Origin of the sequence: Bradyrhizobium mercantei (genome assembly GCF_001982635.1) — a bacterium.
Classification (GTDB): Bacteria; Pseudomonadota; Alphaproteobacteria; order Rhizobiales; family Xanthobacteraceae; genus Bradyrhizobium; species Bradyrhizobium mercantei.
In genome coordinates this window covers 1,060,886-1,087,690 of record NZ_MKFI01000001.1, presented here as the reverse complement: position 1 = coordinate 1,087,690, position 26,805 = coordinate 1,060,886, and the positions used below count along the sequence as shown (strand labels likewise).

Genomic DNA, 26,805 nt, shown 5'->3' with positions numbered 1-26,805 from the left:
GATTACAACTTTCGCAGCCAGCGCTTGACGGCCTCGGCCGGCATCGTCATCGCGGCAACGCCGGCCATGACCAGCACGAGCCCCAGCGCCAGGTTCGACGGCACGGATTCCCCGAGCAGGATCACCGACAGCGCGACGCCGATCGGAATCCGCAGATAGCCCTGCGCGTTGGTGGTGAGGGTGCCGAGCCGCGTCAGGCACATGTAGAACAGCATCAGGCCGAAGGCGCTGGAGAAGATGCCCATTACGACGGTCGCGACCAGCGCCTGCGCCGTCGGGTGCAGCGTCCAGGGATGGTCGACGATCAGGGCGACCGGCAGCAGCACGGTGCCGCCGAACAGCAGCGAGCCGGCGGCGACCACCATCGGGTCGTAGTCCGACAGCCGGAGCCCGAAGATCGTCGCGCAGGCGAACGACACGGTGGCGAGCAGGATCGCGATCTCGGCGAAGATTTCCTTGCCGAAGCCCGAGAGCGCGTCGAGGCCGATGATCGCGATCGTGCCGGCGAGGCCGAGGATCGCGCCGACCAGCTTGAGCAGCGAGGCCGGCTCGTGCCGCGTGATCGCCCAAGTGATCAGGAAGGCGAAGATCGGCGTCGTCGAGGCCAGCACCACGGTGTTGGACGCCGGCACGTAGAGCTGCGCCCAGGTGATCACCAAAAACGGGATCGTCGAGTTGATGGTCTGCTGGAAGGCGAACAGCTTCCAGGCCTTGATGTCGGTCGGGATGCGGATGCCGCGGATCCGCAGCACCACGAGCAGGAAGGCTGCGGCGACCAGCGAGCGCGCCGAGATGAAGGTGACCGGCGGGATCGAGCCGAGCCCGATCTTGGTCAGCGGATAGGTCGAGCTCCAGCAGCAGGCGAGCGCCAGCAGCAGCGCATAGTCGCGCCAGCCGCGCGCGCCCGGCGCCGATGGAGTGGGTGTGATCGCGGGAGCCGGCACGCCGCCCGTCTTGGCCCCTTGTTTGAGCACGTTCTGGGTCATGCTCTCGCTGTGCTCTTCGGCACCTTGATTGGCTCCCCGCGCATTGGCGCGCATGGAAACTGATACTTCGGGAGCTAACCCGAGGCCAGAGCAAGTTTACTGCGCTTCGTGTCGCTTAATCCCGCGAGGCGGTATTCGACACGGCCGCTTCGGCATCCATGGAGCCGGGATGTGCACTCGTATCCGACGTCGTTTCCCACCAGTCGCCGAGCGCGTCGATCAGTGGCACCAACCGGTGGCCGGCCGGCGTAAGCTGGTATTCGACGCGCAGCGGATAGCCTTCGAATTCGCTGCGCTCGACGATGCCGGCATCCTCCAGCTTGCGCAGCTCCAGGGTCAGCATCTTGTGCGAGATGGTCGGGTTGTCGCGGCGCAGGTCGCTGAAGCGCTTGGTGCCCTGCTTCAGATAGTAGATCAGCAGCGTCGGCCAGCGGCCGCTCAGCATCTGCATCACTTCTTCGATCGGGCAGCGGGAGACGAGGGTTTTCATGGCGGCTCGTGGTTACAAAAAGGTGCGTAATTTACTTCACGGATGTGGCGAATAGGGTCCGGCTCCGCTGCGCAGCGTGATCGTCAGACATCACCGGAGACCACATCATGGAACCTATCCTCATCTATGGCTTCCCGCTCGGAAGCTCCATGGGGCTCGTCGCAGCCCTCGAATGGCTGCGCAAGCCCTATCGCCTTTGCCGTGTCGACATGCTCGGCGAAATGCGCGATCCCTCCTATGCGCGGATCAATCCGCGGCATGAGACGCCGGCCTTCGTCACCGACCAGGGCAGGGTGCTCACCGAGAACATGGCGATCGCAAGCTGGCTCGCGGCACGTGATACCGAGCGCCGCATCAGCTTCGACCCGTTGTCACCACAGGCCGACCGGATGCGTCAGCTGATGGCCTTCGTGAACACCGGATTCACCGCCGCGTTCAGTCCGCTGTGGGCGGCGCTGGAGATGCAGACCCCGAATCCCGCGATGCAGTCTGTGCTGCGGCAGTGGGGACAGGGTAATGTCGTGCAGCGGCACGACAGGCTCGAGGAACTGATCGGCGACGCGCCGTTCCTGCTCTGTGACCATCCGACATTGGCGGATGGTCTGCTGATCGGTGTCGCGCGCTGGCTCGATTTTCACGCCGTTGCCGACCGCAACCGCTGGCCGAAACTGGCCGCACTCCGTGCGCGACTTGAAGCCGATCCGGCCGTGATCTATGCGACGGCGCTGGAGACGGGCGAGCACAGGCCGGGGTCAGGCGCCTGCGCCGGTCACGTTCCGCTTGCCGAGGTGATCGACCGTTTCGGTGCGCCGGTCACGTGACGATTCTGGGGCCGGAGCTCCGTTGTTCGGGGCTCCGGCTTCTGTTACAGTTTTGTGACCTGTCCCACACGCAGCTACCGCTCGCGCTGATAGGGTTGGTCGCATGACGAAGCATTTCAGATTACCGATCATTTTCACGGCTCTGTTCGTCGCAACGCAATGCATGGCTGCGGAGACCAAGGGCGCGGGCTCAACCTTCGTGTCGCCGGTGATGGCGAAATGGATCGATGCCTACAAGGCAAAGACCGGCAACAATGTCAGCTATCAAGCGGTGGGCTCGAGCATCGGCGTCGGCCTGATCAAGCAGGCCGCGGTTGATTTCGGCACCAGCGACATGCCGCTCGATCCGAAGGAGCTCGACAGGCTCGGCATGATGCAATTCCCGATCGTGATCGGAGGCGTCGTGCCGGTGGTCAATGTCGCGGGCGTCAAGCCCGGCCAAATCCAGTTCACCGGCCAGCTGCTCGCCGACATCTATCTCGGCAAGATCAAGTCGTGGAGCGATCCGGCCATTCAGGTGGTCAATCCCGAGCTGAAGCTGCCGCGGACCGCGATCACCGTGGTGCACCGGCTCGATGGCTCGGGCACGACATTCAACTGGTCGAACTATCTCGCGAAGGTCAGTGCGCAGTGGAAGGCCAGCGTCGGCGAGGGCACGTCGGTGGAATGGCCGGTGGGGCTCGGCGGCAAGGGCAATGATGGCGTCGCCTCGCTCGTCAGTCTGATTCCCGGGTCGATCGGCTATCTCGAATATTCCTACGCGCTGCAACGGCTCGACCGGATTTCCTTCGGCCTGGTGCAGAACAGTGCCGGCAATTTCGTCACCCCGGATGCCGCCTCGTTCCAGGCTGCGGCGTCGAGTGCGGATTGGACCGCGACGCAGGATTTCTATTTGGTCCTCACCAACGCCCCGGGAGAGGACGCGTATCCGATCACGGCCACCACCTTCGTGCTGATGCACAAGCAGTCGAAATCGCCCGAGCGGTCGGCAACCGCGATCGATTTCCTGCGCTGGTCGTTGGAGAGCGGCAAGCCGCAGGCCCAATTGCTCAACTATGTTCCACTGCCGGCCGCGCTGGTCGAGCAGATCGAGCAGTATTGGCAGCATCATTTCGAGGCGCTCACGGCGTCGGCGTCAACGCCCGGAAAGCGCTGACGCCGCATTGGTTGATCCGAGAAGCCTCGTGCCGCGATGGACGCCGGCCTGCGTCCATCGCCTGACATTACCCGAGCTAGCGCAGGACCTCGCTCAGCACCTCGCCATCGACCTGATGCGGTGCCGTCCCGAGAATCCGCACGATGGTCGGCGCGACGTCGATATTGCGCATGTGCCGCACCACGGTGTCCTTCCGGATCTGCGGCCCGGCGGCGATGAACGTCGCGCTCATCACCGGAAGCTCGGGGTCGTGACCGTGGGCGCCATAGAAGTTCGGCATCGACAGCGCGGTGGTTGCCGAATTGAACGGCGCATCGCCCGCGCGCGCGACGCCGGGGTTCTGGATGCCGTCGAAATTGTAACCGGGCGCCATCAGCGCGAACACGTCGCCATAGTCCTGGCCGACGGTCTTGCTGGTGCACTGTCCGGTTCCGGCATCGCATTGCAGCGGCCGGGTCTCGACGACGGTGAAGATGCGCTGATCCTTGAGCGAGTAGTTGAAGCGCCCGTTGGGATCGACCGCGTTCTTCACGGCATCGGTGATCTGCGCCACCAGGGTGCGGTAGGTCGCAAGGTCAACGGTGCCGCCGAGCTCGCGATTCTGCAGGTTGACGTAGATGTCGGCGGCAGGACCCGAGGTGCGGATGCCGACCTTGCTGGTATCGATGCCGGCGTTGCGCAGGATGTTGGTGAGATTGACCGAAGTGTGGAACGGCGCGAAGCCGTGATCGGACACCACGATGACGTTGCTGTCGTGGCCCGCCGCATCGGCAATCTGCTTCACCGCTTTGTCGGCGGTCTGGTAGGCGAAGCGGATGTAGGACGCGTAGCGCTTGACCTTGGCCGGATCCTGGTTGGCGCCGATCGAGTTCGGATCGGTCGGGGTGGTGCCCTGACGCGGATCGGTGAGCAGGAACTGGTGCTCGGAGCCGTCGGGCTGCTCGATATAGACCATGACGAGGTCGGCGTCCGGATGGGTCTTGATCGCGCGCTCGCCGATGTTCGCCTGGTAGCGCACGAAGGTCTTCACCATGTCCTCGAACATGGTCTCGATCTCGACGTCGGGGAAGCCGGTGAAGCCGGGGCTCAGGCGCTCCGGAATGCGGAAATCGGCCTGCGGACGCCAGAAGCCGATGTTGTCGTTGATGTCGTCGACATCGGCGAGAACAGGCGTGTTGCGCGGGATGTAGTTGGCGCCGTAGCGGGCGAAGCGCACCACCGAGAGATCGGGCGACAGCGCCGAGACGAAGTAGGCGGCACCGACCTTGGCGCCGCTGCCTTCGAAGAAGAACGGGGCATTCTCGCCGCCGAACTTGGCGTAGGCCGGCCCGGTCGAGGGCGCGTGGAACGGTCCGGCGGTGATGCCGCGATTCTCGTCGAAGAACACCAGCGTGTCGTAGTTCACCTTGCGATCATTGGTCGTGTCGATCGCGGCGACGCGGATCGAATATTTGACGTCGAGCGTCGCGGCGTTGGTGCAGGTCGCGGTCGCCGCGGCGGAGCATGAGAACGTCTCGATCGGTGCCGCGGTCACCAGCACCGGGCTGAACGAGAAGTGGCCCGCAGCCTGCAGTGCCGCGACGATGCCCGGATCGGCCGTGAAGTCGCTGCGCGACAGCGTGAAACCCTGGGCGCCGATGCCGCCGAACGCGCCGAACGGCACCGTGAAATCGGTGACGCGGGTCGGTTGGGCCGGCTGCACCACGGTCTTGTTGATCGAGATGTCGGCGCCGTCGCCGCCGGGCCAGGTCGCGGTGACGACCTTCTTGCCCTGCTGGCGCAACTGCACCCAGAGCGGCTGTGCAGTCGGGTGCGCCGACGGCCCGAGCGGGCTCTCATTGTAGCCGCCGATCGGCGCCGCGAAGCCGCTGATGCTGCTGGAGATCGGCCCGACGATCGGCTCGAACGTGTTGGAAGGAATGTCGTTATGGACCGCCGTCGAACCGGTCGCGATCGCAATGTGTGACACTGCCGTGAGCGACGGTGACGCCGTCACGTTCTGCAACGCGACTGCGCCGCGCCGGCTCAGCCGGGCGAGGCCGCCATCGCGCGGCAGCACGCCTTCCTCGATGAATTTCTGGATGAAATCGGGCTTGGCACCGTCGAGCGAGATCATCACCACGCGCGCCTTGCGGCCATGGTGACCGCCGTCATGGTCCTGATCTTGATCCTGATCATGACCGCGGGAATCGCCAGCACGATCGCCATTATCGCCGTCCTGACCGGCGCGCGCCGGAGTTGCAGTCCACGCCAGCGATGCGACAAGCGACATCGCCGTCGTGACGGACACAAACGTCTTCAATTTCATGAGAATGCCCCATAATCGCTGTGCGAATGCACAAACGGAAACCGTTGGGCAATCTACGGAGGCTTGGCTGACGGCCATGTGACGCATGCGCGACGACGCAACGACAGCACGTCGTCGCGTCACAACCGCAGTGCGCATTGCTTCACACAAAGAACGCGCGTGAACACAACGCGCTAGAACTCTGTGTTCGATTCAATCCGTGCCGATGTAACGGCTGGATGACTGCGGGTGTCCACAGAGCTCGCGCGTCTTCGAGCGAAGCAGGTCGAGCGCTTACGCTGTCGCGGGCGCCTTGCGCTTCACGCGCTTGATGGTGCCGGAGAAGGTGAACAACGGCCGCTTGGCCGATGTCAGCATGCCGCGCACGAAGATCAGCGACATGCCGGCGCGGGTGACCTCGCCGCTGCATTCGATCAGGTCGCCCTCGCGGGCGGCGTCGAGGAATTCCGAGGCGAACGACACCGTGACGCCGGGGCCCTGGAGCACCGAGCCGGCGAGCGCGAACAGGCAGTAATCCGCGAACGTCATGAAGCAGCCGCCATGGACGTTGCCGCCGCCGTTGAGGTGCTTCTTGGCGACCCGGAACGCGCAGCTGATCCGGCCGTTTTCGTCCATGCGGTGGTAAAACGGGCCGGAATGGCTCTCGAAATTGTCCCGGGTCCAGGCTCGCCAGCCGGCGAATTCGCCCTCGGTTTCGACGTGCAGGTCGGGGCGGCGGTTGAATGCGGTCTCTAGCGCGGTCTTGGCGAGCTCGTTCACGAAATCTGGGCCTTCAATTATCGGGTTCGGGTCCTTAAATCCGATCCATCCCCTTTGTGCAAATCCTGAGTGCCAACCCCAAGCCGCGTCCAACCGCCGCAAAGCTCTGGACAGGCCGAAAATGGGCCGTAAAAGGCCTTTTCGCCCCCGTTCGATCTACCTATTAAGGGTCCCATGACCGAGCCCAAGAACGAGCCCCAGATCACCCCCGAACTCGTCGCCGCCCACGGGCTGAAGCCGGACGAGTACGAGCGCATCCTCAAGCTGATCGGGCGGGTTCCGACCTTCACCGAACTCGGCATCTTCTCGGCGATGTGGAACGAGCATTGCTCGTACAAGTCGTCCCGCATCCATCTGCGCGGGCTGCCGACCAAGGCTCCCTGGGTGATCCAGGGCCCCGGCGAGAATGCCGGCGTGATCGATATCGGCGATGGCCAGGCCGTGGTCTTCAAGATGGAGAGCCACAACCACCCGAGCTACATCGAGCCCTACCAGGGCGCCACCACCGGCGTCGGCGGCATCCTGCGCGACGTCTTCACCATGGGCGCGCGGCCGATCGCTTGCCTGAACGCGCTGAGCTTCGGCGCGCCGGAGCACCCGAAGACCCGGCACCTGGTGTCCGGCGTGGTCGCGGGTGTCGGCGGCTATGGCAATTCGTTCGGCGTGCCGACGGTCGGCGGCCAGGTCCGCTTCCACACCCGCTATGACGGCAACATCCTGGTCAACGCGATGGCGGTGGGCCTCGCCGACGCCGACAAGATCTTCTACGCGGCGGCGTCGGGCGTGAACATGCCGATCGTCTATCTCGGCTCCAAGACCGGCCGCGACGGCATCCACGGCGCCTCGATGGCCTCGGCCGAGTTCGACGATGCCTCCGAGGAGAAGCGCCCGACCGTGCAGGTCGGCGATCCCTTCGCCGAGAAGCTTTTGCTCGAAGCCTGCCTCGAGATCATGGAAGCCGATTGCGTGATCGCGATCCAGGACATGGGCGCGGCCGGCCTGACCTGCTCGGCGGTCGAGATGGGTGCCAAGGGCGACCTCGGCGTCGAGCTCGATCTCAGCGCGGTGCCGACCCGCGAGACCGGCATGAGCGCCTACGAGATGATGCTCTCGGAGAGCCAGGAGCGCATGCTCATGGTGCTGAAGCCCGAGAAGGAGCAAGAGGCCGAGGCGATCTTCCGCAAATGGGGGCTCGATTTCGCCATCGTCGGCTACACCACGCCGACCAAGCGCTTCGTCGTCAAGCATGGCGGCGACGTGATGGCCGACCTGCCGATCAAGGAGCTCGGCGACGAGGCGCCGGTCTATGACCGTCCGCACGTTGCCTCGAACGCGCTGCCGGTGATCCGCGGCCAGGACGTCAAGCCGCCGCTCGGCATCGCCAACGCGCTGACCAAGCTGATCGGCACGCCCGAGCTGTGCTCGAAGCGCTGGGTCTGGGAACAGTACGACCACGTCATCCTCGGCAATACCATGCAGCGTCCCGGCGGCGATGCCGCGGTGGTTCGTATCGAGGACGGGCCGAAGGGACTTGCGCTCACCGTCGACGTCACGCCGCGCTATTGCGAGGCCGATCCGTTCGAGGGCGGCAAGCAGGCCGTCGCCGAAGCCTGGCGCAACATCACCGCGGTCGGCGGCCGGCCGCTCGCGATCACCGACAACCTCAATTTCGGCAACCCGGAGCGGCCCGAGATCATGGGTCAGTTCGTCGGCTGCCTGAAGGGCATTTCGGAAGCCTGCCGCGCGCTGGACTTCCCGGTCGTGTCCGGCAACGTCTCGCTCTACAACGAGACCAACGGCCGCGGCATCCTGCCGACGCCCTCGATCGGCGGTGTCGGCGTGCTCGACGACTTCACCAAGTCGGCGACGCTGGCGTTCAAGGCGGCGGGCGAGGCGATCCTTCTGGTCGGCGATACGCAAGGCTGGCTTGGCCAGTCGGTCTATCTGCGCGACGTCTGCGGCCGCGAGGAGGGTGCTCCGCCGCCGGTCGATCTCGCGACCGAGAAGCGCAATGGCGACGTGATCCGCGGCATGATCCGCGCCGGCACCGCGACCGCGGTGCACGACGTCTCCGACGGCGGGCTGCTGATCGCGCTGGCCGAGATGGCGATCGCAAGCGGCATCGGCGCCCAGCTCCTGGCGGCGCCGTCCTCGATCGTGCCGCATGCCTATTGGTTCGGCGAGGACCAGGCCCGCTACATCGTCACCGTGCCGGCGGCCGACGCGGGCCTCGTGCTGGCCAAGATGAAGGGGGCGGGCGTGCCCTGCGCGCGTATCGGCACCACCGGCGGCGATGCGATCGCTGTCGCAGGCGAGACGCCGGTTGCGGTCGAAGACCTCTCCCGCGCGTTCGAGCACTGGCTTCCGAACTACATGCACAGCACTGCCGCCTGATCCCGACGGATCAGGCGCTACCGCGCGTTGCAAGGATTTCAATGGCGCGATGAATTCATCATCGCGCTATTTCTTTCTGTGCAAGCCGATCCCCTGGATCGCGCCCTAGGTCGCGCCGCGGACCGCGCGCCACGCAAAGATGATGATGCAGGCGCCGATGAAGCCGGCGATGAGATAGCTGAGCCAGCCGCCGCCGAGCGACACACCGAGCAGACCCAACAACCAGTTCGCCAGCGCAGCGCCGACAATGCCGAGGATGATGTTCATGAGGATGCCGGTTCCGGACTTCATGAACATCTCGGCGAGCCAGCCGGCCAATCCGCCGACGATGATGGCGGCGATCCATCCAACTTGAGGGTCGTTCATCTCAGGACTCCCTAGGGGTCAAGCAAGTCCAGCCAGCATACCTGAGAATCACCGGGCGGCATGTGACCAATGGCAGGTTGTGCGCAACTTGTCGGGGCGCGACTCGCCGTTAGGCCTGCCGCTTGCGCCGCTGCCGGCGTTCCGCGGCCGTGATCAGGATGCGCGGGCCTGCCCCCTGGGTGCCGAGCTTGTCGTCGCAATTGCGTAGCGGACATTCGGTGAGCGACAGGCAGCCGCAGCCGATGCAGTTGAACAGCTTGTCGCGGAGGTCGGTGAGATCGCTGATGCGTTGTTGCAGCGCCTCGGTCCAGGCGCGCATCGCGCGCTCCCATTCACGGATGGTCGGAGCGCGATCGAGCGGGATCGCGGCGAAGGTCTGCCGGATCTCCTCCAGCGGGATCCCGGCGCGCTGCGCGATCCTGATCACCGCGATGCGCCGCAGCACGCCGCGGGCATAGCGCCGCTGGTTGCCGCCGGTGCGGTGGCTCGCGATCAGCCCCTTGCTCTCGTAGAAGTGAAGGGTGGAGACCGCCAGTCCGCTGCGCCGCGCCACTTCGCCGACCGAAAGCTCCTGTGCAAGCGTCATAGATTGGAAATCCTGCAAGCTGCCTGCCTTGACCTCAACCATACTTGAGGTTCTATATCAGGCGCGGGCTTGCAGGGGCAAGCTTCCGGCCGACCCGCCGGGGTTCGTTCTTGGAAGCGATATGCCGTCCGCATCATTCTCGTCGCGCCGTTGGCTCGGGCTTCGTGCCAGGCCGTTCGGCATCACCGTCCTGTTGCTTGCTTGTGCCGCCGGTGCGCTGTTCGTCTGGCGCGGCGGCGGGGCCGACGCGAAGCCGACCGCCGAACCGCCGCCGACGCCGGTTGCGGCCATGGTGGTGCGAACCGAAAGCCTGCCGCGGTCGATCGAGGCGATCGGCTCGTTGCAGGCGGTGCGGCAGCTGACGCTCGCGCCCGAGGTTGCCGGCCGCGTCACCGCGATCAATTTCGATGCCGGCACCGATGTCGCCGCCGGCGCGCCGCTGGTGCAGCTCTATGATGCGCCGCTGCGCGCCGCGCGTGCCGTTGCGGTGTCCAAGGGGCGCTTCGCACAATTGCAGGAGAAGCGTTCGCAGGGGCTGGCGCCGTCCGGCTTCGTGACCCAGGAGACGCTGCAGCAGCGCCAGGAAGACCTCAAGCAGGCCGACGCCTCGGTCGAGCAGCTCGATGCGCAGATCGCGCAGACCACGATCCGGGCGCCGTTCGCGGGCCAGATCGGCCTACGCAAGGTCAATCTCGGCCAATACGTCAACGCCGGCGATGCGCTCGCCACGCTGACCGCGCTCGATCAGCTCTACGCCAATTTCACCGTTCCGCAGCAGCGCCTGTCAAATCTGAAGGTGGGAGGCGCGGTGACGATCCGTACCGACGCTTACCCCGATCGGGTGTTCGAGGCTGTTATCAACGCCATCGAACCGCAGGTCGCCGAGGACACCCGCAATGTCCTCGTGCAGGCTTTGTTCGACAATCCCGACCGGCTGCTGCGGCCGGGCCTGTTCGTGACGGTCAATGTGGTGCTGCCGCCGCAACTCGATGCCATCGTGGTGCCGGTCACCGCGATCCAGACCAGCGCATCGGGCGAGAGCGTGCTTGTGGTGCGCGACAACAAGGCGATCGGTGTTGCGGTCAAGACCGGGCAGCGCATCGGCGAGCGTGTCGTGGTGGAGCAGGGGCTTTCGCCCGGCGATCACATCGTGACCTCGGGCCAGCTCCGCGTCATGCCCGGCGCGGTCGTTCAGATGACGATGGCGGAGACGCCGGAGAAAGGGCGCTGACCCCCGAGCGGTCGGCGGCCAAAGGCAAGCATCATGCATTTCACCGACATCTTCATTCGCCGGCCGATCCTCGCGACCGTCGTCAGCCTGCTGATCCTCCTGATCGGCACGGCGGCGATGCTGACGCTGCCGGTGCGGCAATATCCCAGCATGGAAAGCGCCACCATCCAGGTCGACGTTTCCTTCCCGGGCGCGACCCAGGACGTCATGCAGGGCTTCGTCACCTCTGTCATCGCGCAGTCGATCGCGACCGCCAACGGCATCGAGTACATGACCTCGAACTCGACGCTCGGCCTGAGCCAAATCAAGGCCAAGCTGGTGCTCAACGCCAATGCCGACCGCGCCATGACCGAGGTGCTCGCCAAGGTGCAGCAGGTCAAGTACCGCATGCCGGCCGGCGTGTTCGATCCCGTGATCACCAAGATCACCGACGGCGCATCGGCGGTGCAATACATCGCCTTCACCAGCGCGACCTTGAGCCCGGCCGAGATCACCGACTTCGCCACCCGCGTGGCGCAGCCGCTGCTGACGTCGGTGCCCGGTGTCGCGTCGGCCGACACGCTGGGCGGCGCGGCGCTGGCGATGCGGGTCTGGATCGATCCGTTCAAGCTCGCGGCGCGCGGGCTGACCGCGGGCGATATCGCGGCCGCGCTGCGTGCCAACAACGTGCAATCGGCGCCGGGCCGGCTGCGCGGCGAGATCACCGTCACCAACATCACCGCGCAGACCGACCTCAGGACTCTCGACGATTTCCGCAGGATGGTGATCAAGACCGGAGCCGGCAGCGGCGGCCTGGTGCGCCTCGGCGACGTCGCGACGCTCGAGATCGGCGGCGAGAACTACGATGCCAATGCGCGCGATAACGGTACGCCCACCGTGTTCATCGGCGTGCAGCCGACCCCCGACGGCAACCCGCTGGAGATCGTCGCGGCCACCAACAAGGTGATCGACGACCTGAACCGGGTGGCGCCGCCCGGCCTGAAGATCCGGGACGTCTTCAACATCGTGCACTTCGTCAAGGCCTCGATATCGGAGGTGCAGCACGCGCTGGCCGAGGCGATCGCGATCGTCGTGGTGGTGATCCTGCTGTTCCTCGGATCGTTCCGCTCGGTGCTGATCCCGGTCGTCACCGTTCCGCTGTCCTTGGTCGGCACCGCCGCAATGATGCTGGCGCTCGGCTTCTCCATCAACCTGTTGACGCTGCTTGCGATGGTGCTCGCGATCGGGCTCGTGGTCGACGACGCCATCGTCGTCGTCGAAAACATCCATCGCCACATCGAGGAAGGCCTGAAGCCGGCCGAGGCGGCCTTGATCGGCGCTCGGGAAATCATCGGCCCCGTGATCGCGATGACGATCACGCTGGCCGCGGTCTATGCCCCGATCGGCCTGATGGGCGGCCTCACCGGCAGCATGTTCCGCGAATTCGCCTTCACGCTTGCTGGCTCGGTGATCGTGTCGGGCGTGGTCGCACTGACTTTGTCGCCGATGATGAGCTCGCAACTGCTGGGAGAGGCGACCTCGCACGGCCGGTTTGCCCGCTTCGTCGAGCACCAGTTCTCAAAACTGTCGCGCGGCTACAGCCGGCTGCTGGCGGCGACGCTGCGGATGCGCGCCGCGGTGCTCGTGGTCGCCGTCAGCGTGCTGGCAGCGATCGTGGTGCTGTTCCTCGGCAGCCAGCGCGAGCTCGCGCCACCGGAGGACCAGGGCTACGTGTTCACCGTGCTCAGGGCGCCGCAATATGCCAGCGTGGATTACACGACGCGCTATACCGACCAGATCGAGCAGATGTATCGCTCGTTTCCGGAGTACCAGTCGAGCTGGGTGCTCAACGGCAATGACGGACAGAACCGCGCCTTCGGCGGCATCAATCTGACCGATTGGGACAAGCGCAAGCGCTCGGCCAACGACATCCAGAACCAGCTCTACGGCATGTCCTATGGCGTGCTCGGCGCCAGCGTGACGCCGTTCCAGCCGGCCGCGCTGCCGGCCGCGACCGGCGGGCTGCCGTTCCAGATGGTGGTGCGCTCGGCCGGCGATTTCTCCAGCATCTATCAGGAGGTCGAGACGCTGAAGGGGGCAGCCTGGAAGAGCGGGCTGTTCGTGTTCGTCGACAGCGATCTCGCCTTCGACAGCCCGACCGCGCGGATCACCATCGATCATGCCAAGGCGGCCGAGGCCGGCGTCAGCATGCAGACCATCGCCGATACGCTCGCGGTGCTGGTCGGCGAGAACTACGTCAACCGCTTCAACTTCTTCGAACGTTCCTACGAGGTGATCCCACAGGTGCGCCAGGCCGATCGCGTCACGCCGGAGAACCTGGGGAATTTCAACGTGCGCTCGAGCTCGGGCCAGATGTTCCCGCTGTCGACGGTGATCAAGGTCAACGTCAAGCCCGAGCCGAACCGGCTGCCGCAATTCAACCAGATGAATGCGGCGACGATCTCGGCGGTGCTCAAGCCCGGCGTGACCATGGGGCAGGCAGTGTCATTCATGCAGGCGCAGAAGCTGTCGCCGGGCATGACCGTCGATTGGCTCTCGGACAGCCGGCAATATGTCCAGGAGGGCAACCGCCTGATCGTCACCTTCGGCATGGCGCTGATCGTGATCTTCCTGGTGCTGGCGGCGCAGTTCGAAAGCTTCCGCGATCCCCTGGTCATCATGGTGACGGTGCCGCTTGCGGTCTGCGGCGCGCTGCTGCCGCTGTATTTCGGCTTCACCACGCTGAACATCTACACCCAGATCGGCCTCGTTACCCTGATCGGGCTGATCTCCAAGCACGGCATCCTGATGGTGAGCTTTGCCAACGAGATCCAGCACCATGAAGGGCTCGACCGGGTCGCCGCGATCCAGCGGGCGGCCGCGGTGCGCATGCGCCCGGTGCTGATGACGACGGCCGCGATGGTCGCGGGCCTCGCGCCGCTGCTCTATGCCGACGGCGCCGGCGCGGCGAGCCGCTTCGCGATCGGCATCGTGGTGGTGATGGGCATGCTGATCGGCACGCTGTTCACGCTGTTCGTGCTGCCGACCTTCTACATCCTGATCGCCCGCGATCACCGCGCCGCGGCAACGCCACGGCTGGAAAGCGTGGCGGCGAGGGGCGAGATCGCGGCGTAGAGCGCGATGGACTTTGGTTTGGTCGATCCGCCGGCGAACTGGCTGTGACCTCTCTCGCTTGCGGGAGAGGGAACACCGTCCCGATGCCGAGCCCGCTTGCGCGTCGGGCTAAAGCACGTAGTTGGCGCCCGGCAGCTTGCGCAGCAAGGCGGTCGCGGCCCAACTCAGCGCCACGGTGGCGAAGAACGCGATCGCGGCCTTTGCGATCGCCGGCAGATCCATGTCGAACAGCCAGTATTGCAGCCACAGCACGATCGGATAGTGCACCAGGAACATGCCGTAGGCGTCGCCCTGCATGCGGTCGAGCAGCGTCGGCCCCGATGCCTTGGATTGCAGGAAATAAGCCAGGATCGCGAACAGGATCGAAGCGCTGAACAGCACGTAGAAGCTGCCGTAGATCGCGAGATACCAGCCCGGCAGCGGATCGGGGTTACCGATAATCTGGCGCTTGATGTAGATCATCATCCACATCAGCGCATAGGGGATCAGTGTGATGCCGGTCCAGAACCAGCGCCGCTCGGTCAGCCGTCCGTGCGCGCTGAGCACGCCGCCCTCGAGGTTTGCCGCACCGATCCCTGCACCAATGAAGAAATAGCATGCATACAGCAGCACGCGGCTCGCCTGCACCGAGAACGGTCCGAGCTCAAACCAGTAGTTCTGGCCGTAATGGACCAGCATCGGCAGGTAGGCGGCGGCACTGACGAGAACGAGGAACAGCCAGAACTTCGAGGGACGCTGGAATCCCTTGATCGACAGCCGGTTGATCGGCTCGAGCAAGCGCGATGACACTCGATACAGCACGCTGGCCGTCAAGTCGAAGGTCATCAAGACCCAGACGAACCAGATCGGGCCGCTCGGCCACGGCCCGAACATCATGGTCCTCCGCCAGAATTCAGAGAAAGTCAGATCCGGCGTCGTGCGCAGCGCGATCGCGTAATAGGCGATCGGGATCACCGTGACCGCGCAGACGACGAACGGCAGGCCGAGCCGCAGCAACCGGTCGCGCAGGAAGATCAGCCACGGCTTGCGGCCGAGTCCGGGCCAGACGAACAGCCCCGACAGGAAGAAGAACATCGCCATGAAGAAGCTGTCGGTGCCGAGCACGATGCAATCGAATCCGATCCACGACGTCGGGTCGGTGTGCCCGAAATGGGTGTAGGGGATCACCGCATGGTGCAGCAGCACGACCAGCGTCAGGAAGGTGCGCGCACGGTCCAGGGCGACATTGCGCTTGTGGAGCTTCGGTGCTGCCTGGATGTCGACGGCCGGAGCCGCGTGAGCAATCGATTTCATGGTGCCCCCAGCCGGGTCTGCACCCTGATGTTGCAATCGGGAACTCGATTCAGCAAGGCCCAATCGTCCCGATTCCGTGGTGTCGAGGTCGGTCATCTCAGCGCTTCTGTTTCGTTTTGGAACCGGGGTCGGTAATGGCTGTTATCGGGAGGATTGGCGGACGCGCAAGGCGCGCACGCGGCTTGAGGAGCAACAATGACACTGCTGAAAATGGGCGCTGATCTTCCTGGTCGTATCGATCATCGCGGGCTTGCTGGGCTTCACCGGCATCTCAGCCGCCTCCGCCGACATCGCGCGCTTCCTGTTCTATGTGTTCGTCGTGATCTTCCTGGTGCTCTTGATCCTCGGGCTCACGATATTCAGGGTCTAGCGGCGGTCCGGGCCGAATCCTCCCCTCGTCATGCCCGGGCCTTGCCCGGGCATTTACGTTTTTCAGGCTTGGGACGGCGCAAGCTGCCGGGCGAGCCCGGCGATTGCGGCTGGCGGGACGGCCTAGGCGACTTCCTCGATCTTGACCTTGTCCGGATAGAAGGCGAGGTGGCCGGCAATCTCGGTCATGGCCGGGAAGGGCTCCTCGTAGGTCCAGATCGCATTGTCCAGCGTCTTGCCGTTGGCCTTGATGCTGAAATAGCTCGCATCCCCCTTGTACGGGCAGTGCGTGGTCCGCTCGGTGCGGGTCAACAGCTCCATATGGGCGTCCTGCCGGGGGACGTATTGCACGGCCGGATAGCTCGCTTCCTTCAAGGTCAGCGCATGGGTGGTCTCGGCGATCACGACGTCGTCGGCGGTGACGCGGACGCGCTTGGCATTGGGTGTGATCGTGATCGGATGGTCGGGGCCGGGGAGCTTCATGATTCTGCGCCTCTTCTGGTCATTTCGGCGTGATGGCTTGTGACCGATTGATGCAGGTTTAATTCGCTGGGAATGGGAATATAGTGTCGCCAGGGATGACCTAGAAGACCTCGGGCGCTAGGTTTTATCTTGGGTTTTGTCTTAGGTTTCTTGGCCGAACCGGCCTGATTCGAACGACCTGACGGAGGTGGACTGGGATGCCGATGGACGCCCGTGATATCGAATCGATGATCAAGGCAGCGATCCCCGATGCCGAGGTGACGATCCGCGATCTGGCCGGCGACGGCGACCACTACGCGGCCACTGTCATATCCGAGTCATTCCGCGGCAAGTCCCGCGTCCAGCAGCACCAGATCGTCTACCAGTCGCTGAAGGGGCAGATGGGCGGCGTGCTGCACGCACTGGCCCTGCAGACCGGCGTGCCGGAAGGCTAGGCCCGCGGCGACCAGCGGGCGGGGGCCTTAAGCGATGGTGGATAATTCGCGCGGCAGGATGTTTCGCGTCATCGTGCCGGACCAGCACAGCCGCGTCACCAATGCCGAGCTGTTCTTCGACCTCGTCTTCGTCTTCGCCGTCACGCAGCTGTCGCATACGTTGCTGCACCACTTCACCCCGCTGGGGGCGGTGCAGGTCACGCTGCTGTTTCTCGCGGTGTGGTGGGTCTGGGTCTACACTACCTGGGTCACCAACTGGCTCAATCCCGAGCTGACGCCGGTTCGCCTGCTGCTGTTCGTCCTGATGTTGGGCGGGCTGTTGCTGTCGACCTCCATACCCTCTGCCTTCGAGGGGCGCGGGCTATGGTTCGCCGGCACCTATGCGGCGATGCAGGTCGGCCGCACGGCGTTCTGGCTGCTGGTGACGCCGCGGCGGCGAACGGCGGTGCGCCACAATGCAATCCGCATCCTGATCTGGTTGTCCTGCTCGGCCGTGCTCTGGATTCTTGGCGGCTTCGCCGAGCATGAGACGCGGATGTGGCTCTGGATCGCGGCGCTGACGATCGAGTATGTCGCGCCGGCCGCGCGGTTCTGGACGCCTCGGCTTGGCCCATCCTCGATGGAGGCATGGTCGGTCGAGGGCGGCCACATGGCCGAACGCTGCGCCGGCTTCATCATCATTGCGCTCGGTGAGGCGATCGTCGTCGACGGCGCGACGTTCGCCGAATTGACCTGGACGCCGGAGAATGTCGCCGCGTTCATCTCGGCGCTGGTCGGCAGCATCGCGATGTGGTGGATCTATTTCCACAAGGGCGCCGAGGCCGGCTCCGAGATGATTTCCAGGTCGGAGGAATCCGGCCGCGTGGCCCGGATCGCCTATACCTATCTGCACATGCCGATCGTCGGCGGCATCATCCTCGCCGCGGTCGCCGACGAACTCGTGCTGAAGCATCCGTCCGGCCATTCCGACCTGAGGACGATCGTGAGCTCGGTCGGCGGCCCGATGCTGTTCCTGGTCGGCACCATCCTGTTCAAATACGTGATCCGCAATTTCCTGCAGCTCTCGCACGGCGTCGGCATCATCGCGCTGGCGATCACGGCCTATTTCGCCCGCGAGATGTCGCCGCTCGTGCTCTCGATCGTCACCACGGCGATCATGATCGTGGTCGCGGCGTGGGAATCGATATCGCTGCGGTCGGCGCGAGAGGAAGAATAGCGGGAGCCATCACGCGCGATAGGCCGTGGCCACGCGGTGCTGCCAATAGACGAACAAGGGCGCGCCGATCACTTCCAGCGCGGTGAAGCCCACGAACGGCAGCGGCGGCAAGCCGACCATCATCATCGACAGCAGCCGGCCGATGCCGCCGAGGAAGATGCCGCCCCAGACCACGCGAAACAGCACGCTCTCGCGTTCGATCCGCGGCACCAGCCAGAGCAACGCGAGACCGAGACCGAGCCAGACCCCGCCGAAGAAGCGCAGATTGCTGTCGAGCACCGGCAGCGCCGGCACGCCGGACGAGGCATAGAGCGGATCGCTCACGCCCAGCATCGTGATGATGCCGGTCAGGATCGGGACGAGGGCGAGCAGCGCCGTTGCGATCTGTAGCGGACGCCTGCCCATGATCGTTGCGCCGTCCCTCGCGTCATAGCGTTTTCGAGCGAAGTGGATACCGGTTCGCGTGAAGAAAACGCGTCAAGCTAACGTTGCTAGTCGGCGACCAGCGCATGCACCGAGAACATCGTGTTGGCGTCGGTCCAGCTTTCGCGCACCGTCCAGCCCGCGTTGCGCGCGAGCGCGGTGAAGCGCTCGAGCGAGTATTTGTAGCTGTTCTCGGTGTGAATGCTCTCGCCCGGGCGGAACGCGAAGGTGTTGCCGAGGATGCGCACGGTCTGCGCCTTGCGGCTGATCAGGTGCATCTCGATGCGATGGCGGTCGCGGTTGTAGATCGAGCGGTGGGTGAAGCCCGACAGGTCGAAATTGCCGCCGAGCTCGCGATTGATGCGAACCAGCACATTGAGGTTGAAGCGCGCGGTGACGCCGGCCGCGTCGTTATAGGCGTCGTACAGCACGCGCTCGTCCTTCTCGAGGTCGACGCCGATGATCATCTGTCCGCCGTGGCCGAGGATCTTGCGCGCGCTGCGCAGAAAGGCGGCCGCCTCGCTCGGCTCGAAATTGCCGAGCGTCGAGCCCGGGAAGAAGCCGACCTTCGGCATCGTGGCGACGGCGTCGGGCAGCGCGAACGGCGCGGTGAAATCGGCCGCAACCGGATAGATGCCGAGACCGGGGAAATCCCGGCGCAAGCCGTCGGCCTGAGCCTTGAGGAAATCGCCTGAAATATCGACCGGCACATAGGCGGCGAACTCGCAATGCTCGAGCAGCAGGCGCACCTTGGTGGTCGCGCCGGCGCCGAACTCGACCAGCGCCGCGCCTTCCGGGATGATCGCGGCGATCTCGTCGCCGCGGTCGCGCAGGATGCCGAGCTCGGTGCGCGTCGGATAGTATTCCGGCAGCACCGTGATCTGCTCGAACAGCTCTGAGCCGGTGGCGTCGTAGAAGTATTTCGGCGACAGCCGCTTCGGGTGACGGGCGAGATCGCCGATCACATCACCGGCAAACGCCGAAGTCGCTTCGTCGAACGGATACGCTTTGGCCAAAGCGGCGGCATGCACATTCATGATACTCTCCTGAACGCGCTTACCGGCGCGCACTTGATGTCGACTGGAATCGATCAGGCGTAGTCGGCGAGGCGTAACCCCGTGAATTGCCAGCGATGGTGCGGATAGAAGAAGTTGCGATAGGTGACACGGCTGTGACCGGCCGGCGTCGCCAGCGACGAGCCGCGCAGCACGAGCTGGTTGACCATGAACTTGCCGTTGTACTCACCGAGCGCGCCTTCGATCGCGCGGTAGCCCGGGTAGGGCGAATAGGCGCTGCGGGTCCACTGCCAGACGATGCCGTAGGCGTCGTTGAGCAGGCCGGCGCGGGCTGCAACTTCCCATTCCATCTCGGTCGGCAGATGCTTGCCGGCCCAGCGCGCGAAGGCGTCGGCCTCGTAATAGCTGACATGGCAGACCGGAGCCTTCGGGTCGATCGGCTGCAGGCCGCCCAGCGTCATGATCTTCCATTCGCCGTCGATCTCGCGCCAGTGGCCGGGTGCCTGCCAGCCCTCGTTGCTCACGGTGCCGAAGCCGTCCATCAGCCACAGCGTGGCGGTGGCATAGCCGCCGTCCCTCATGAAGGCGAGCCAGTCGGCATTGGTGACGAGATTCTTGGCGAGCTTGACCGGGCCGACCAAAGCGCGATGCGCCGGCTTCTCGTTGTCGAAATGGAAGCTGTCGTCGGCGTGGCCGACGGTGTGGATGCCTTCGTTGAGCGTCACCCATTCCTCAGCGCCGCCGTGCGGCGCCGGGAAACGCCAGGCCGGATCGTAGGCCGGCGGGATCGGGTTCTGCGCGAAGGCATGCAGGATGTCGGTGTACATCAGCTCCTGATGCTGCTGCTCGTGATTGAGGCCGACCTCGACCAGCGGCACCAGCGCCTCGAGCTTTTCCGTCGTGGCGGTCTGGAAGAATTTCACCACCTCGGCGTCGACATGGCGGCGATAGGCGGTGACTTCGTCGGCGGTCGGGCGGGTCAGGTGGCCGCGCTGGTGGCGGGCGTGCCGGGGGCCGGCGGTGACGTAATAGGAATTGAACAGATAGGCGTAGTCCGGATGGAAAGGCGTGTAGCCCTCGACGTGCTCGCCGAGCAGAAACTGCTCGAAGAACCAGGTGGTATGGGCGCGGTGCCACTTGGCGGGGCTCGCATCCGGCATCGACTGGATCAGCTGGTCTTCGGGGGAAAGCGGCGCTACCCGGCGCTCGGTCTCATCGCGGACCGCGCGGTAGGCATCCACCAGCCGCTGGGCGAGCGGGCCGGATTCGGAGGTCAGTGACGGGGAGGCGGCGGGCTTGGTTGCCGCGGCAGAGGCTGGTTTCGTCACAGGGGTCTCCGATTCTAGGGGAGAACGTTGCTTCGGCAATCTGGTTCCAGACGGACAGTTCGTCCTAGATAGGGGCTCCGTTACGGGAAAAAAGCCTCCCCCGCGATGATATTGGGCCCATCAGATAATCCGGCCCCCTTTTGGGGTGCTGTCAGGCCTCCGCCGCATGCCAGATTTCCGCCATTTTGCTTTGGATGCACAATGGTTTGAGCTACATATATAGCCAGTCACGGGTTAGAAGGGCGGGCCGGCCCGTTAAGGCCTGAGAGCGCCGCCTACGCAAGGAAGCGAAAATGAGCATCGAGCAATTCATCGACAACGAAGTGAAGTCGAACGACGTCGTGCTGTTCATGAAGGGCACGCCGCAATTCCCGCAGTGCGGGTTTTCCGGTCAGGTCGTGCAGATCCTCGACCACATCGGTGTCGGCTACAAAGGCCTCAACGTTCTTGAATCGGCCGAGCTGCGCAACGGCATCAAGGTCTATTCGAACTGGCCGACGATTCCGCAGCTCTATGTGAAGGGCGAGTTCGTCGGCGGTTGCGACATCATCCGCGAGATGTTCCAGGCCGGTGAATTGCAGCAGCTGTTTGCCGACAAGGGCATCCCGGTCGACGTGGCTGCCTGACCTTGACGGCGCGCCAGATCGGCAAGGCGCGGCTCGAAGTCATCGTTACCGACATCACGACGCTACGCGTTGACGCCATCGTCAACGCGGCCAATTCGTCGCTGCTCGGTGGCGGCGGCGTCGACGGCGCGATCCATCGCGCCGCCGGGCCCGAGTTGCTGGACGAGTGCCGGACGCTTCATGGCTGCGCGACCGGCGATGCCAAGATCACCAAGGGCTACCGGCTGCCGGCCAGGCACGTCATCCATGCCGTCGGCCCGATCTGGCACGGCGGCACCCAGAACGAGGATGCGCTGCTGGCATCCTGCTATCGCCGCGGCATCGAGCTGTGCCATGCCAACCGGCTCGTTTCCATCACATTTCCCGCCATCTCGACCGGCGTCTATCACTTCCCGCCGGACCGGGCTGCGAAGATCGCGGTCAAAACCGTCGTCGATGCCCTGCCGTCGGCACCAGGTGTCACGCAGGTGATCTTCTGCTGCTTCTCTGCCCCAAGCGGCGAGCTTCACCAGAAGGTCCTGGACACCTTCGGTAGCCCTTGTGCCCAATGATACCGCCGCTACACTTCCCCGTGATATCCGGGGAGGGATAGTTCAAATGCATTCATTTCGTTTGACGTGTGCCGCCGCAGCCGCCGCGGTGGTGCTTGCGGCGCCGGCGTTTTCGCACACCGAGGGCACCTACGAGATTCCGGCGGGTGCGCATTTCAATCCCGACAAGCTCGCCAAGATCAGCGAGTTCTTCAAGAACGAGGTGGCGACCGGCAAGATTCCGGGCGCGATCGTCCTGATCCAGCAGCACGGCAAGCCGGTCTATCACGAGGCTTTCGGCGTGCAGGACGTGGTCAGCAAGGTGCCGATCACGGACAAGACCATCTTCCGCCTCGCTTCGATGTCCAAGTCGATCACCGCCGTGGTGTCGATGCAGCTGCTGGAGGAAGGCAAGTACAAGCTCGACGATCCCGTCTCGAAATACATCCCGTCCTTTGCCAACGTGAAGGTCGGCGTCGAGAAGAAGGCCGAGGACGGCACCAAGACGCTCGAGCTGGTACCCCCGAAGCGGCCGATCACGATCCTCGATCTGATGACGCACACGTCAGGCATCACCTACGGCTTCTACGGCGACAGCCTGGTCCGCAAGGCCTACAAGGCAGCCGATATCTATGGCGGCGATTTCGACCTCGCCGAATTCGCCGAGCGGATCGCCAAGCTGCCGCTGCACAACCAGCCCGGCGAGCTTTGGCAATACGGCCATTCCACCGACATTCTGGCGCGCGTGATGGAGGTGGCCACCGGCGAGAAGCTCTCGACGATCGAGCAGGAGAGGCTGCTCGGCCCGCTCGGGATGAAGGACACCGGCTTCTTCGTCACCGATCCCGAGAAGCAGAAGGTGATGGCCGAGCCGATGCCGAACGACAGCGACTTCCGGGTCGGCCGGGTCAACGATCCGACCAAGGTCAAGAAATGGGAGTCCGCCTCTGGCGGCATGGTCTCGACCATGGCGGATTATTCGCGCTTTGCCCAAATGCTGCTCAACGGCGGCAGCCTCGACGGCAAGACCATCATGAAGCCCGAAACGTTCAAGGAACTGACGACGGATCGCGTCGGGCCGAGCTCGGGCGTCGCGCGCGACTTTTTCTACTTCCCCGGCGACGGCTTCGGCTTCGGGCTGGGGATTGCAGTGCGCACCGATCCGGGCACGGCGAAGCCGCCGCCGCCCGGCGATCTCGGCGAGCTCAAATGGGATGGCGCGAGCGGCTGCTATTACGTCATCGACCGCAAGCAGGATTTCTTCTTCGTCCTGCTGGAACAGACGCCGTCCGAGCGCCAGCGCATCCAGCGGACGTTGAAGCAGCTTGTCTATGAAGCAATGGAGAACTGATATGCGTGGGTGCCGCGCTGTCGTCGCGGCACTCGTGCTCGCGTCAATTGCAACGGGTGCGAAGGCCGGCTCCGAGGGACCGGCCGCGCACGGCTTCTCGGCTGAAGGCCTCGCCAAGGTCTCCGACTATGTCAGGAACGAGGTCGTGACCGGGAAGATCCCCGGTGCGATCCTGCTGCTGCAGCAGCACGGCAAGCCGGTCTACTACCAGAATTTCGGGGTTCGCGACGTCGCCACCGAATTCTCGATGAGCGCGGACACCATCTTCCGCCTCTATTCGATGTCGAAGCCGATCACCACCGTCGTCGCGATGATGCTGGTGGAGGAAGGCAAGCTCGCTCTCAGCGATCCCGTCTCGAAATACATCCCGGCCTTCGCCGACATGAAGGTCGGCGTGGAGAAGCGCGGCGACGAGGGCAAGACGACGATGACGCTGGAACCGCTCAAGCGTCCGATCACCATCGAAGATTTGATGCGCCACACGGCCGGCCTGCCTTACGGCTATTACGGCGGCGGTGTCGTGAACAAGACCTACGCCGATGCCGGCCTGTTCAACAACGATCCCGACAATGCCGAATTCACGGCGCGGCTGACGGCGATGCCGCTCGCCGAACAACCCGGCACGCAATGGGACTACGGTCATTCCACCGACGTGCTCGGCCGCATCATCGAGGTGATCACGGGGAAATCCCTGTTTCAGGTCGAGAAGGAGCGGCTGCTCGGTCCGCTCGGGATGAACGAGACTGCATTCTATGTTGCCGACCGGGCGAAATGGCCGCTGATCGCCGAGCCGATGCCGAAGGATCGCACCATCAGCCCGGTCGCCGACGTCAGTGACCCGCGCCAGCCGCTGCGACGGGAATCCGGCGGCGGCGGCATGGTCGGCACCGTCGGCGACTATGTGCGCTTCTCGCAAATGCTGTTGAACGGCGGCCTCTATGAGGGGAAGCGCTATCTGAAACCGGAAACCATCGCGCTGATGACAAAGGATCATATCGGTCCCGAAACCGGCGTCGTGCGCGACCAGAATTATTATCCGGGTCCGAACTCCGGCTTCGGCCTCGGCTTCGCGGTCCGCACCTCGGTGCCGGCGAACACGGACTGGCCATTGGGCGAGTATCGCTGGGACGGTGTCGGCGGCACGTTCTTCTTCATCGATCCCGCGGACGATCTGTTCGGCATCTTCATGGTGCAGACGCCGTCACAGCGCGGCCGCATCCAGCAGGAATTGAAGACGCTGATCTACCAGGCGATGGGCAGGTAGATGGAGCAGATTTTGGTTGGCGTCGGGAGGAGATGGCAATTCCGGTGTACCTCCAGGGACGCTCGGAACTGCGCGTGCTAACGATGGAACCCTAGGTCAAAATCGACATTCAAGGGGGGAGTCGTTATGCGAACCGCACTGGTTGCAGGGTTGGCTGGATTCTTCTTATCGACGACACTGGGCGGCGCACTTGAAAGCGCGCATGCCCAGAACGCAAAAGCGAAGTCGAAGAAGCCTCAGCCGACAGGACAGATGATATGCAATTCGTCGGGAGGATGCAGGCCGGTCAAACCAGGCTGCAAGCTCGAACCGAGCAATTACGTTGGACAAGTAGAGGTCTGCCCCGGTGAGAGGCGGCCAATCTAGGAACGTCAAAGCGCGGCGCTAACGGCGGAGTGGTCTCTTGGCGCTTGCGCCATAAGACCGCGTGAAATCAGCTGGTCCTGATTTCGTTGCGCGACATCCCTGCCGCGAAAGCTACGCCGCGCGCACGATGTCCCTGACGTGGCCGATCGCCTCCTCGATCATCGCCGCTGACACGTCGAGATGCGTGCAGGCCCTGATGCGGCCGTCCATCATCGCGAGCGTCACGCCGCGCTTGCGCAGCTCGGCGACCATCTTGTCGCCGGATACGCCGGCGCCGTCGGGCTTGAAGAACACGAGGTTGGTCTCGGGTGCCTGCACCGCGATGCCGTTGATCTGCGCCAGCCCGCGTGCCAGCGCCCGCGCATTGGCGTGGTCGTCGGCGAGGCGGTCGACATGGTGATCGAGCGCGTAGATGCAGGCGGCGGCCGAGATGCCGGACTGCCGCATCGACCCGCCGAGCCGCTGCTTCCAGCGCCAGACGTCGTCGATGAACGCTCTGGTGCCGGCGATCACGCCGCCGATCGGCGCGCCGAGACCCTTGGAGAAATCGATCCAGGCCGAATCCCAGCCCGCCGTCATGTCGCGCGGCGCGATGCCGGACGCGACCGTCGCATTCAGGAGCCGCGCGCCGTCCATGTGGGTCACAAGCCCATGGGCCTTGGCGATGCGCACGACCTCGTCCAGCGCGACCTTCTTCCAGATCGTGCCGCCGCCGATATTGGCGGTCTGCTCGACGCTGACCAGCACCTGCGGTGGCTGATAGCGGGTGCGCGGATGCAGCGCGGCCTGAAACGTCTCCGGCGTGAACTGGCCGTCGTCGCCCGCAAGCTGCGTGATCTGGAAGCCGCCGAGTGCGGCATGTGCGCCGCCCTCGCGCGCGATGATATGCGCGGTGGCGTGCGCCAGGATCTCGTCGCCGGGGCGGCAATAGGCCAGCGTCGCCGCGACATTGCACATCGTGCCCGACGGCATGAACACGGCGGCTTCCTTGCCGAGCAGATCGGCGACGCGGGCGCAGAGCTCATTGGTGGTCGGATCGTCGCCGACCTGCTCGTCGCCGACCTCGGCCCTCGCCATCGCCTCGCGCATCGCGGGCGTCGGTTTGGTTTGCGTGTCCGACAGCAGGTTGATGCGGACGGCGGGCGCCTTCGGATCGGGCGGGGCAGGGGTGTAGTGCATGTTGTTTCTCTCGGTCGATATGCCCTGACTTTAGCCAAACAAAAAGGCCCCGGCAAAACCGGGGCCTTTCGGATCTCGCATGCGTGCTGTGATCAGCGCGAATAGAATTCGACGATCAGATGCGGCTCCATCTGCACCGGGAACGGCACATCCGAGAGGCCGGGGGTGCGCGCGTACTTCGCGGTCATCTTGGAGTGATCGACCTCGATGAAGTCGGGCACGTCGCGCTCGGGGAGCTGGCTTGCTTCCAGCACCGGGGTGAGCTGCTTGGAGGATTCCTTGACCTCGACGACGTCGCCGACCTTCAGCTTGTAGCTGCCGATGTTGACCTTGCGGCCGTTCACCTTGACGTGGCCGTGGTTGATGAACTGGCGCGCGGCGAACATCGTGGAGACGAACTTGGCGCGATAGACCACGGTGTCGAGACGGCGCTCGAGCAGGCCGATCAGGTTCTCGCCGGTGTCGCCCTTCAGGCGGCTGGCTTCGACATAGATGCCATGGAACTGGCGCTCGGAAATGTTGGCGTAGTAGCCTTTGAGCTTCTGCTTGGCGCGGAGCTGCACGCCGAAGTCGGAGAGCTTGCCCTTGCGGCGCTGGCCGTGCTGGCCGGGGCCGTATTCGCGGCGGTTCACGGGGCTCTTCGGGCGGCCCCAGATATTCTGGCCCATGCGGCGATCGATCTTGTACTTCGCCTCACTGCGCTTTGTCATCGCGTC

General features: G+C 64.6%; 25 protein-coding genes. 12 read left to right on the top strand and 13 right to left on the bottom strand.

What is annotated here, in order from left to right:
* Window positions 1–2: 2 nt before the first annotated feature.
* The gene (locus tag BI327_RS05325) at window positions 3–986 is read right to left on the bottom strand and encodes a DMT family transporter (RefSeq protein WP_076859235.1); all 984 of its coding nucleotides are present in this window, start codon (window positions 984–986) and stop codon (window positions 3–5) included.
* A gap of 115 nt (window positions 987–1,101) precedes the next feature.
* Window positions 1,102–1,476, bottom strand: a complete 375-nt coding sequence (locus BI327_RS05320; protein WP_076858677.1) for a winged helix-turn-helix transcriptional regulator — start codon at window positions 1,474–1,476, stop codon at window positions 1,102–1,104.
* A 107-nt stretch (window positions 1,477–1,583) separates the two neighbouring features.
* On the opposite strand from BI327_RS05320, the gene BI327_RS05315 reads away from it, so the two are divergent.
* Window positions 1,584–2,297: a glutathione S-transferase family protein gene (locus BI327_RS05315; RefSeq protein ID WP_076858676.1), complete on the top strand. Its 714-nt coding sequence runs from the start codon at window positions 1,584–1,586 to the stop codon at window positions 2,295–2,297.
* Between the two features lie 103 nt (window positions 2,298–2,400).
* Window positions 2,401–3,453, top strand: a complete 1,053-nt coding sequence (gene pstS / locus BI327_RS05310) for a phosphate ABC transporter substrate-binding protein PstS (protein WP_076858675.1) — start codon at window positions 2,401–2,403, stop codon at window positions 3,451–3,453.
* Window positions 3,454–3,529: 76 nt separating this feature from the next.
* Here the strand turns inward: pstS and BI327_RS05305 are convergent, their stop codons facing one another.
* Both BI327_RS05305 and BI327_RS05300 read right to left on the bottom strand, forming a co-directional pair.
* Window positions 3,530–5,761: an alkaline phosphatase family protein gene (locus tag BI327_RS05305; protein WP_076858674.1), complete on the bottom strand. Its 2,232-nt coding sequence runs from the start codon at window positions 5,759–5,761 to the stop codon at window positions 3,530–3,532.
* A gap of 273 nt (window positions 5,762–6,034) precedes the next feature.
* Window positions 6,035–6,520, bottom strand: a complete 486-nt coding sequence (locus tag BI327_RS05300; protein ID WP_076858673.1) for a PaaI family thioesterase — start codon at window positions 6,518–6,520, stop codon at window positions 6,035–6,037.
* A 174-nt stretch (window positions 6,521–6,694) separates the two neighbouring features.
* On the opposite strand from BI327_RS05300, the gene purL reads away from it, so the two are divergent.
* The gene (gene purL, locus BI327_RS05295) at window positions 6,695–8,914 is read left to right on the top strand and encodes a phosphoribosylformylglycinamidine synthase subunit PurL (RefSeq protein WP_076858672.1); all 2,220 of its coding nucleotides are present in this window, start codon (window positions 6,695–6,697) and stop codon (window positions 8,912–8,914) included.
* 105 nt (window positions 8,915–9,019) lie between these two features.
* Here purL and BI327_RS05290 read toward each other — a convergent pair whose 3' ends face one another.
* Both BI327_RS05290 and soxR read right to left on the bottom strand, forming a co-directional pair.
* Window positions 9,020–9,280, bottom strand: coding sequence for a GlsB/YeaQ/YmgE family stress response membrane protein (locus BI327_RS05290; RefSeq protein ID WP_076858671.1), 261 nt, complete (start codon window positions 9,278–9,280; stop codon window positions 9,020–9,022).
* A gap of 109 nt (window positions 9,281–9,389) precedes the next feature.
* The gene (gene soxR, locus BI327_RS05285; RefSeq protein WP_076859234.1) at window positions 9,390–9,866 is read right to left on the bottom strand and encodes a redox-sensitive transcriptional activator SoxR; all 477 of its coding nucleotides are present in this window, start codon (window positions 9,864–9,866) and stop codon (window positions 9,390–9,392) included.
* A gap of 121 nt (window positions 9,867–9,987) precedes the next feature.
* On the opposite strand from soxR, the gene BI327_RS05280 reads away from it, so the two are divergent.
* On the top strand, window positions 9,988–11,097 hold the full coding sequence (locus tag BI327_RS05280; RefSeq protein ID WP_076858670.1) for an efflux RND transporter periplasmic adaptor subunit: 1,110 nt from the start codon (window positions 9,988–9,990) through the stop codon (window positions 11,095–11,097).
* Window positions 11,098–11,130: 33 nt separating this feature from the next.
* Complete coding sequence (locus BI327_RS05275; RefSeq protein WP_076858669.1) at window positions 11,131–14,211, top strand: efflux RND transporter permease subunit; 3,081 nt, start codon at window positions 11,131–11,133, stop codon at window positions 14,209–14,211.
* Between the two features lie 108 nt (window positions 14,212–14,319).
* On the opposite strand, the gene BI327_RS05270 is transcribed toward BI327_RS05275, so the two are convergent.
* Window positions 14,320–15,504 (bottom strand): acyltransferase family protein, encoded by a 1,185-nt coding sequence (locus BI327_RS05270; RefSeq protein WP_076858668.1) that lies wholly within the window; start codon window positions 15,502–15,504, stop codon window positions 14,320–14,322.
* Window positions 15,505–15,721: 217 nt separating this feature from the next.
* On the opposite strand from BI327_RS05270, the gene BI327_RS05265 reads away from it, so the two are divergent.
* A complete protein-coding gene (locus BI327_RS05265) occupies window positions 15,722–15,874 on the top strand; it encodes a DUF1328 domain-containing protein (protein ID WP_076858667.1) in 153 nt (50 codons plus the stop codon).
* Window positions 15,875–15,996: 122 nt separating this feature from the next.
* Here the strand turns inward: BI327_RS05265 and BI327_RS05260 are convergent, their stop codons facing one another.
* Window positions 15,997–16,356: a DUF427 domain-containing protein gene (locus BI327_RS05260; RefSeq protein ID WP_076858666.1), complete on the bottom strand. Its 360-nt coding sequence runs from the start codon at window positions 16,354–16,356 to the stop codon at window positions 15,997–15,999.
* A gap of 197 nt (window positions 16,357–16,553) precedes the next feature.
* Between BI327_RS05260 and BI327_RS05255 the strand changes: the two genes are divergently transcribed.
* Entirely contained in the window at window positions 16,554–16,790 is a 237-nt protein-coding gene (locus BI327_RS05255; protein ID WP_016843470.1) for a BolA family protein, read from the top strand.
* Window positions 16,791–16,824: 34 nt separating this feature from the next.
* Window positions 16,825–18,006 (top strand): low temperature requirement protein A, encoded by a 1,182-nt coding sequence (locus BI327_RS05250; protein WP_076858665.1) that lies wholly within the window; start codon window positions 16,825–16,827, stop codon window positions 18,004–18,006.
* Between the two features lie 9 nt (window positions 18,007–18,015).
* Here the strand turns inward: BI327_RS05250 and BI327_RS05245 are convergent, their stop codons facing one another.
* From BI327_RS05245 to egtB, 3 genes are all read right to left on the bottom strand, one after another.
* A complete protein-coding gene (locus tag BI327_RS05245) occupies window positions 18,016–18,411 on the bottom strand; it encodes a DUF4345 domain-containing protein (protein WP_076858664.1) in 396 nt (131 codons plus the stop codon).
* An 86-nt stretch (window positions 18,412–18,497) separates the two neighbouring features.
* Complete coding sequence (gene egtD / locus BI327_RS05240; RefSeq protein ID WP_076858663.1) at window positions 18,498–19,466, bottom strand: L-histidine N(alpha)-methyltransferase; 969 nt, start codon at window positions 19,464–19,466, stop codon at window positions 18,498–18,500.
* 53 nt (window positions 19,467–19,519) lie between these two features.
* Entirely contained in the window at window positions 19,520–20,773 is a 1,254-nt protein-coding gene (egtB, locus tag BI327_RS05235) for an ergothioneine biosynthesis protein EgtB (protein ID WP_083741928.1), read from the bottom strand.
* A gap of 293 nt (window positions 20,774–21,066) precedes the next feature.
* On the opposite strand from egtB, the gene grxD reads away from it, so the two are divergent.
* From grxD to BI327_RS05215, 4 genes are read left to right on the top strand one after another with little or no spacing between them, the layout of a single operon-like run.
* Window positions 21,067–21,399, top strand: coding sequence for a Grx4 family monothiol glutaredoxin (gene grxD, locus BI327_RS05230; protein WP_016843475.1), 333 nt, complete (start codon window positions 21,067–21,069; stop codon window positions 21,397–21,399).
* Window positions 21,396–21,950, top strand: coding sequence for an O-acetyl-ADP-ribose deacetylase (locus tag BI327_RS05225; RefSeq protein WP_076858661.1), 555 nt, complete (start codon window positions 21,396–21,398; stop codon window positions 21,948–21,950). Before grxD ends, BI327_RS05225 begins: the two co-directional genes overlap by 4 nt.
* A gap of 46 nt (window positions 21,951–21,996) precedes the next feature.
* The gene (locus BI327_RS05220) at window positions 21,997–23,280 is read left to right on the top strand and encodes a serine hydrolase domain-containing protein (RefSeq protein WP_076858660.1); all 1,284 of its coding nucleotides are present in this window, start codon (window positions 21,997–21,999) and stop codon (window positions 23,278–23,280) included.
* 1 nt (window position 23,281) lies between these two features.
* Entirely contained in the window at window positions 23,282–24,544 is a 1,263-nt protein-coding gene (locus BI327_RS05215) for a serine hydrolase domain-containing protein (RefSeq protein ID WP_076858659.1), read from the top strand.
* A gap of 477 nt (window positions 24,545–25,021) precedes the next feature.
* On the opposite strand, the gene BI327_RS05210 is transcribed toward BI327_RS05215, so the two are convergent.
* On the bottom strand, window positions 25,022–26,089 hold the full coding sequence (locus tag BI327_RS05210; protein ID WP_076858658.1) for a threonine aldolase family protein: 1,068 nt from the start codon (window positions 26,087–26,089) through the stop codon (window positions 25,022–25,024).
* A gap of 92 nt (window positions 26,090–26,181) precedes the next feature.
* Complete coding sequence (gene rpsD, locus BI327_RS05205; RefSeq protein WP_024582597.1) at window positions 26,182–26,799, bottom strand: 30S ribosomal protein S4; 618 nt, start codon at window positions 26,797–26,799, stop codon at window positions 26,182–26,184.
* Window positions 26,800–26,805: the final 6 nt, after the last annotated feature.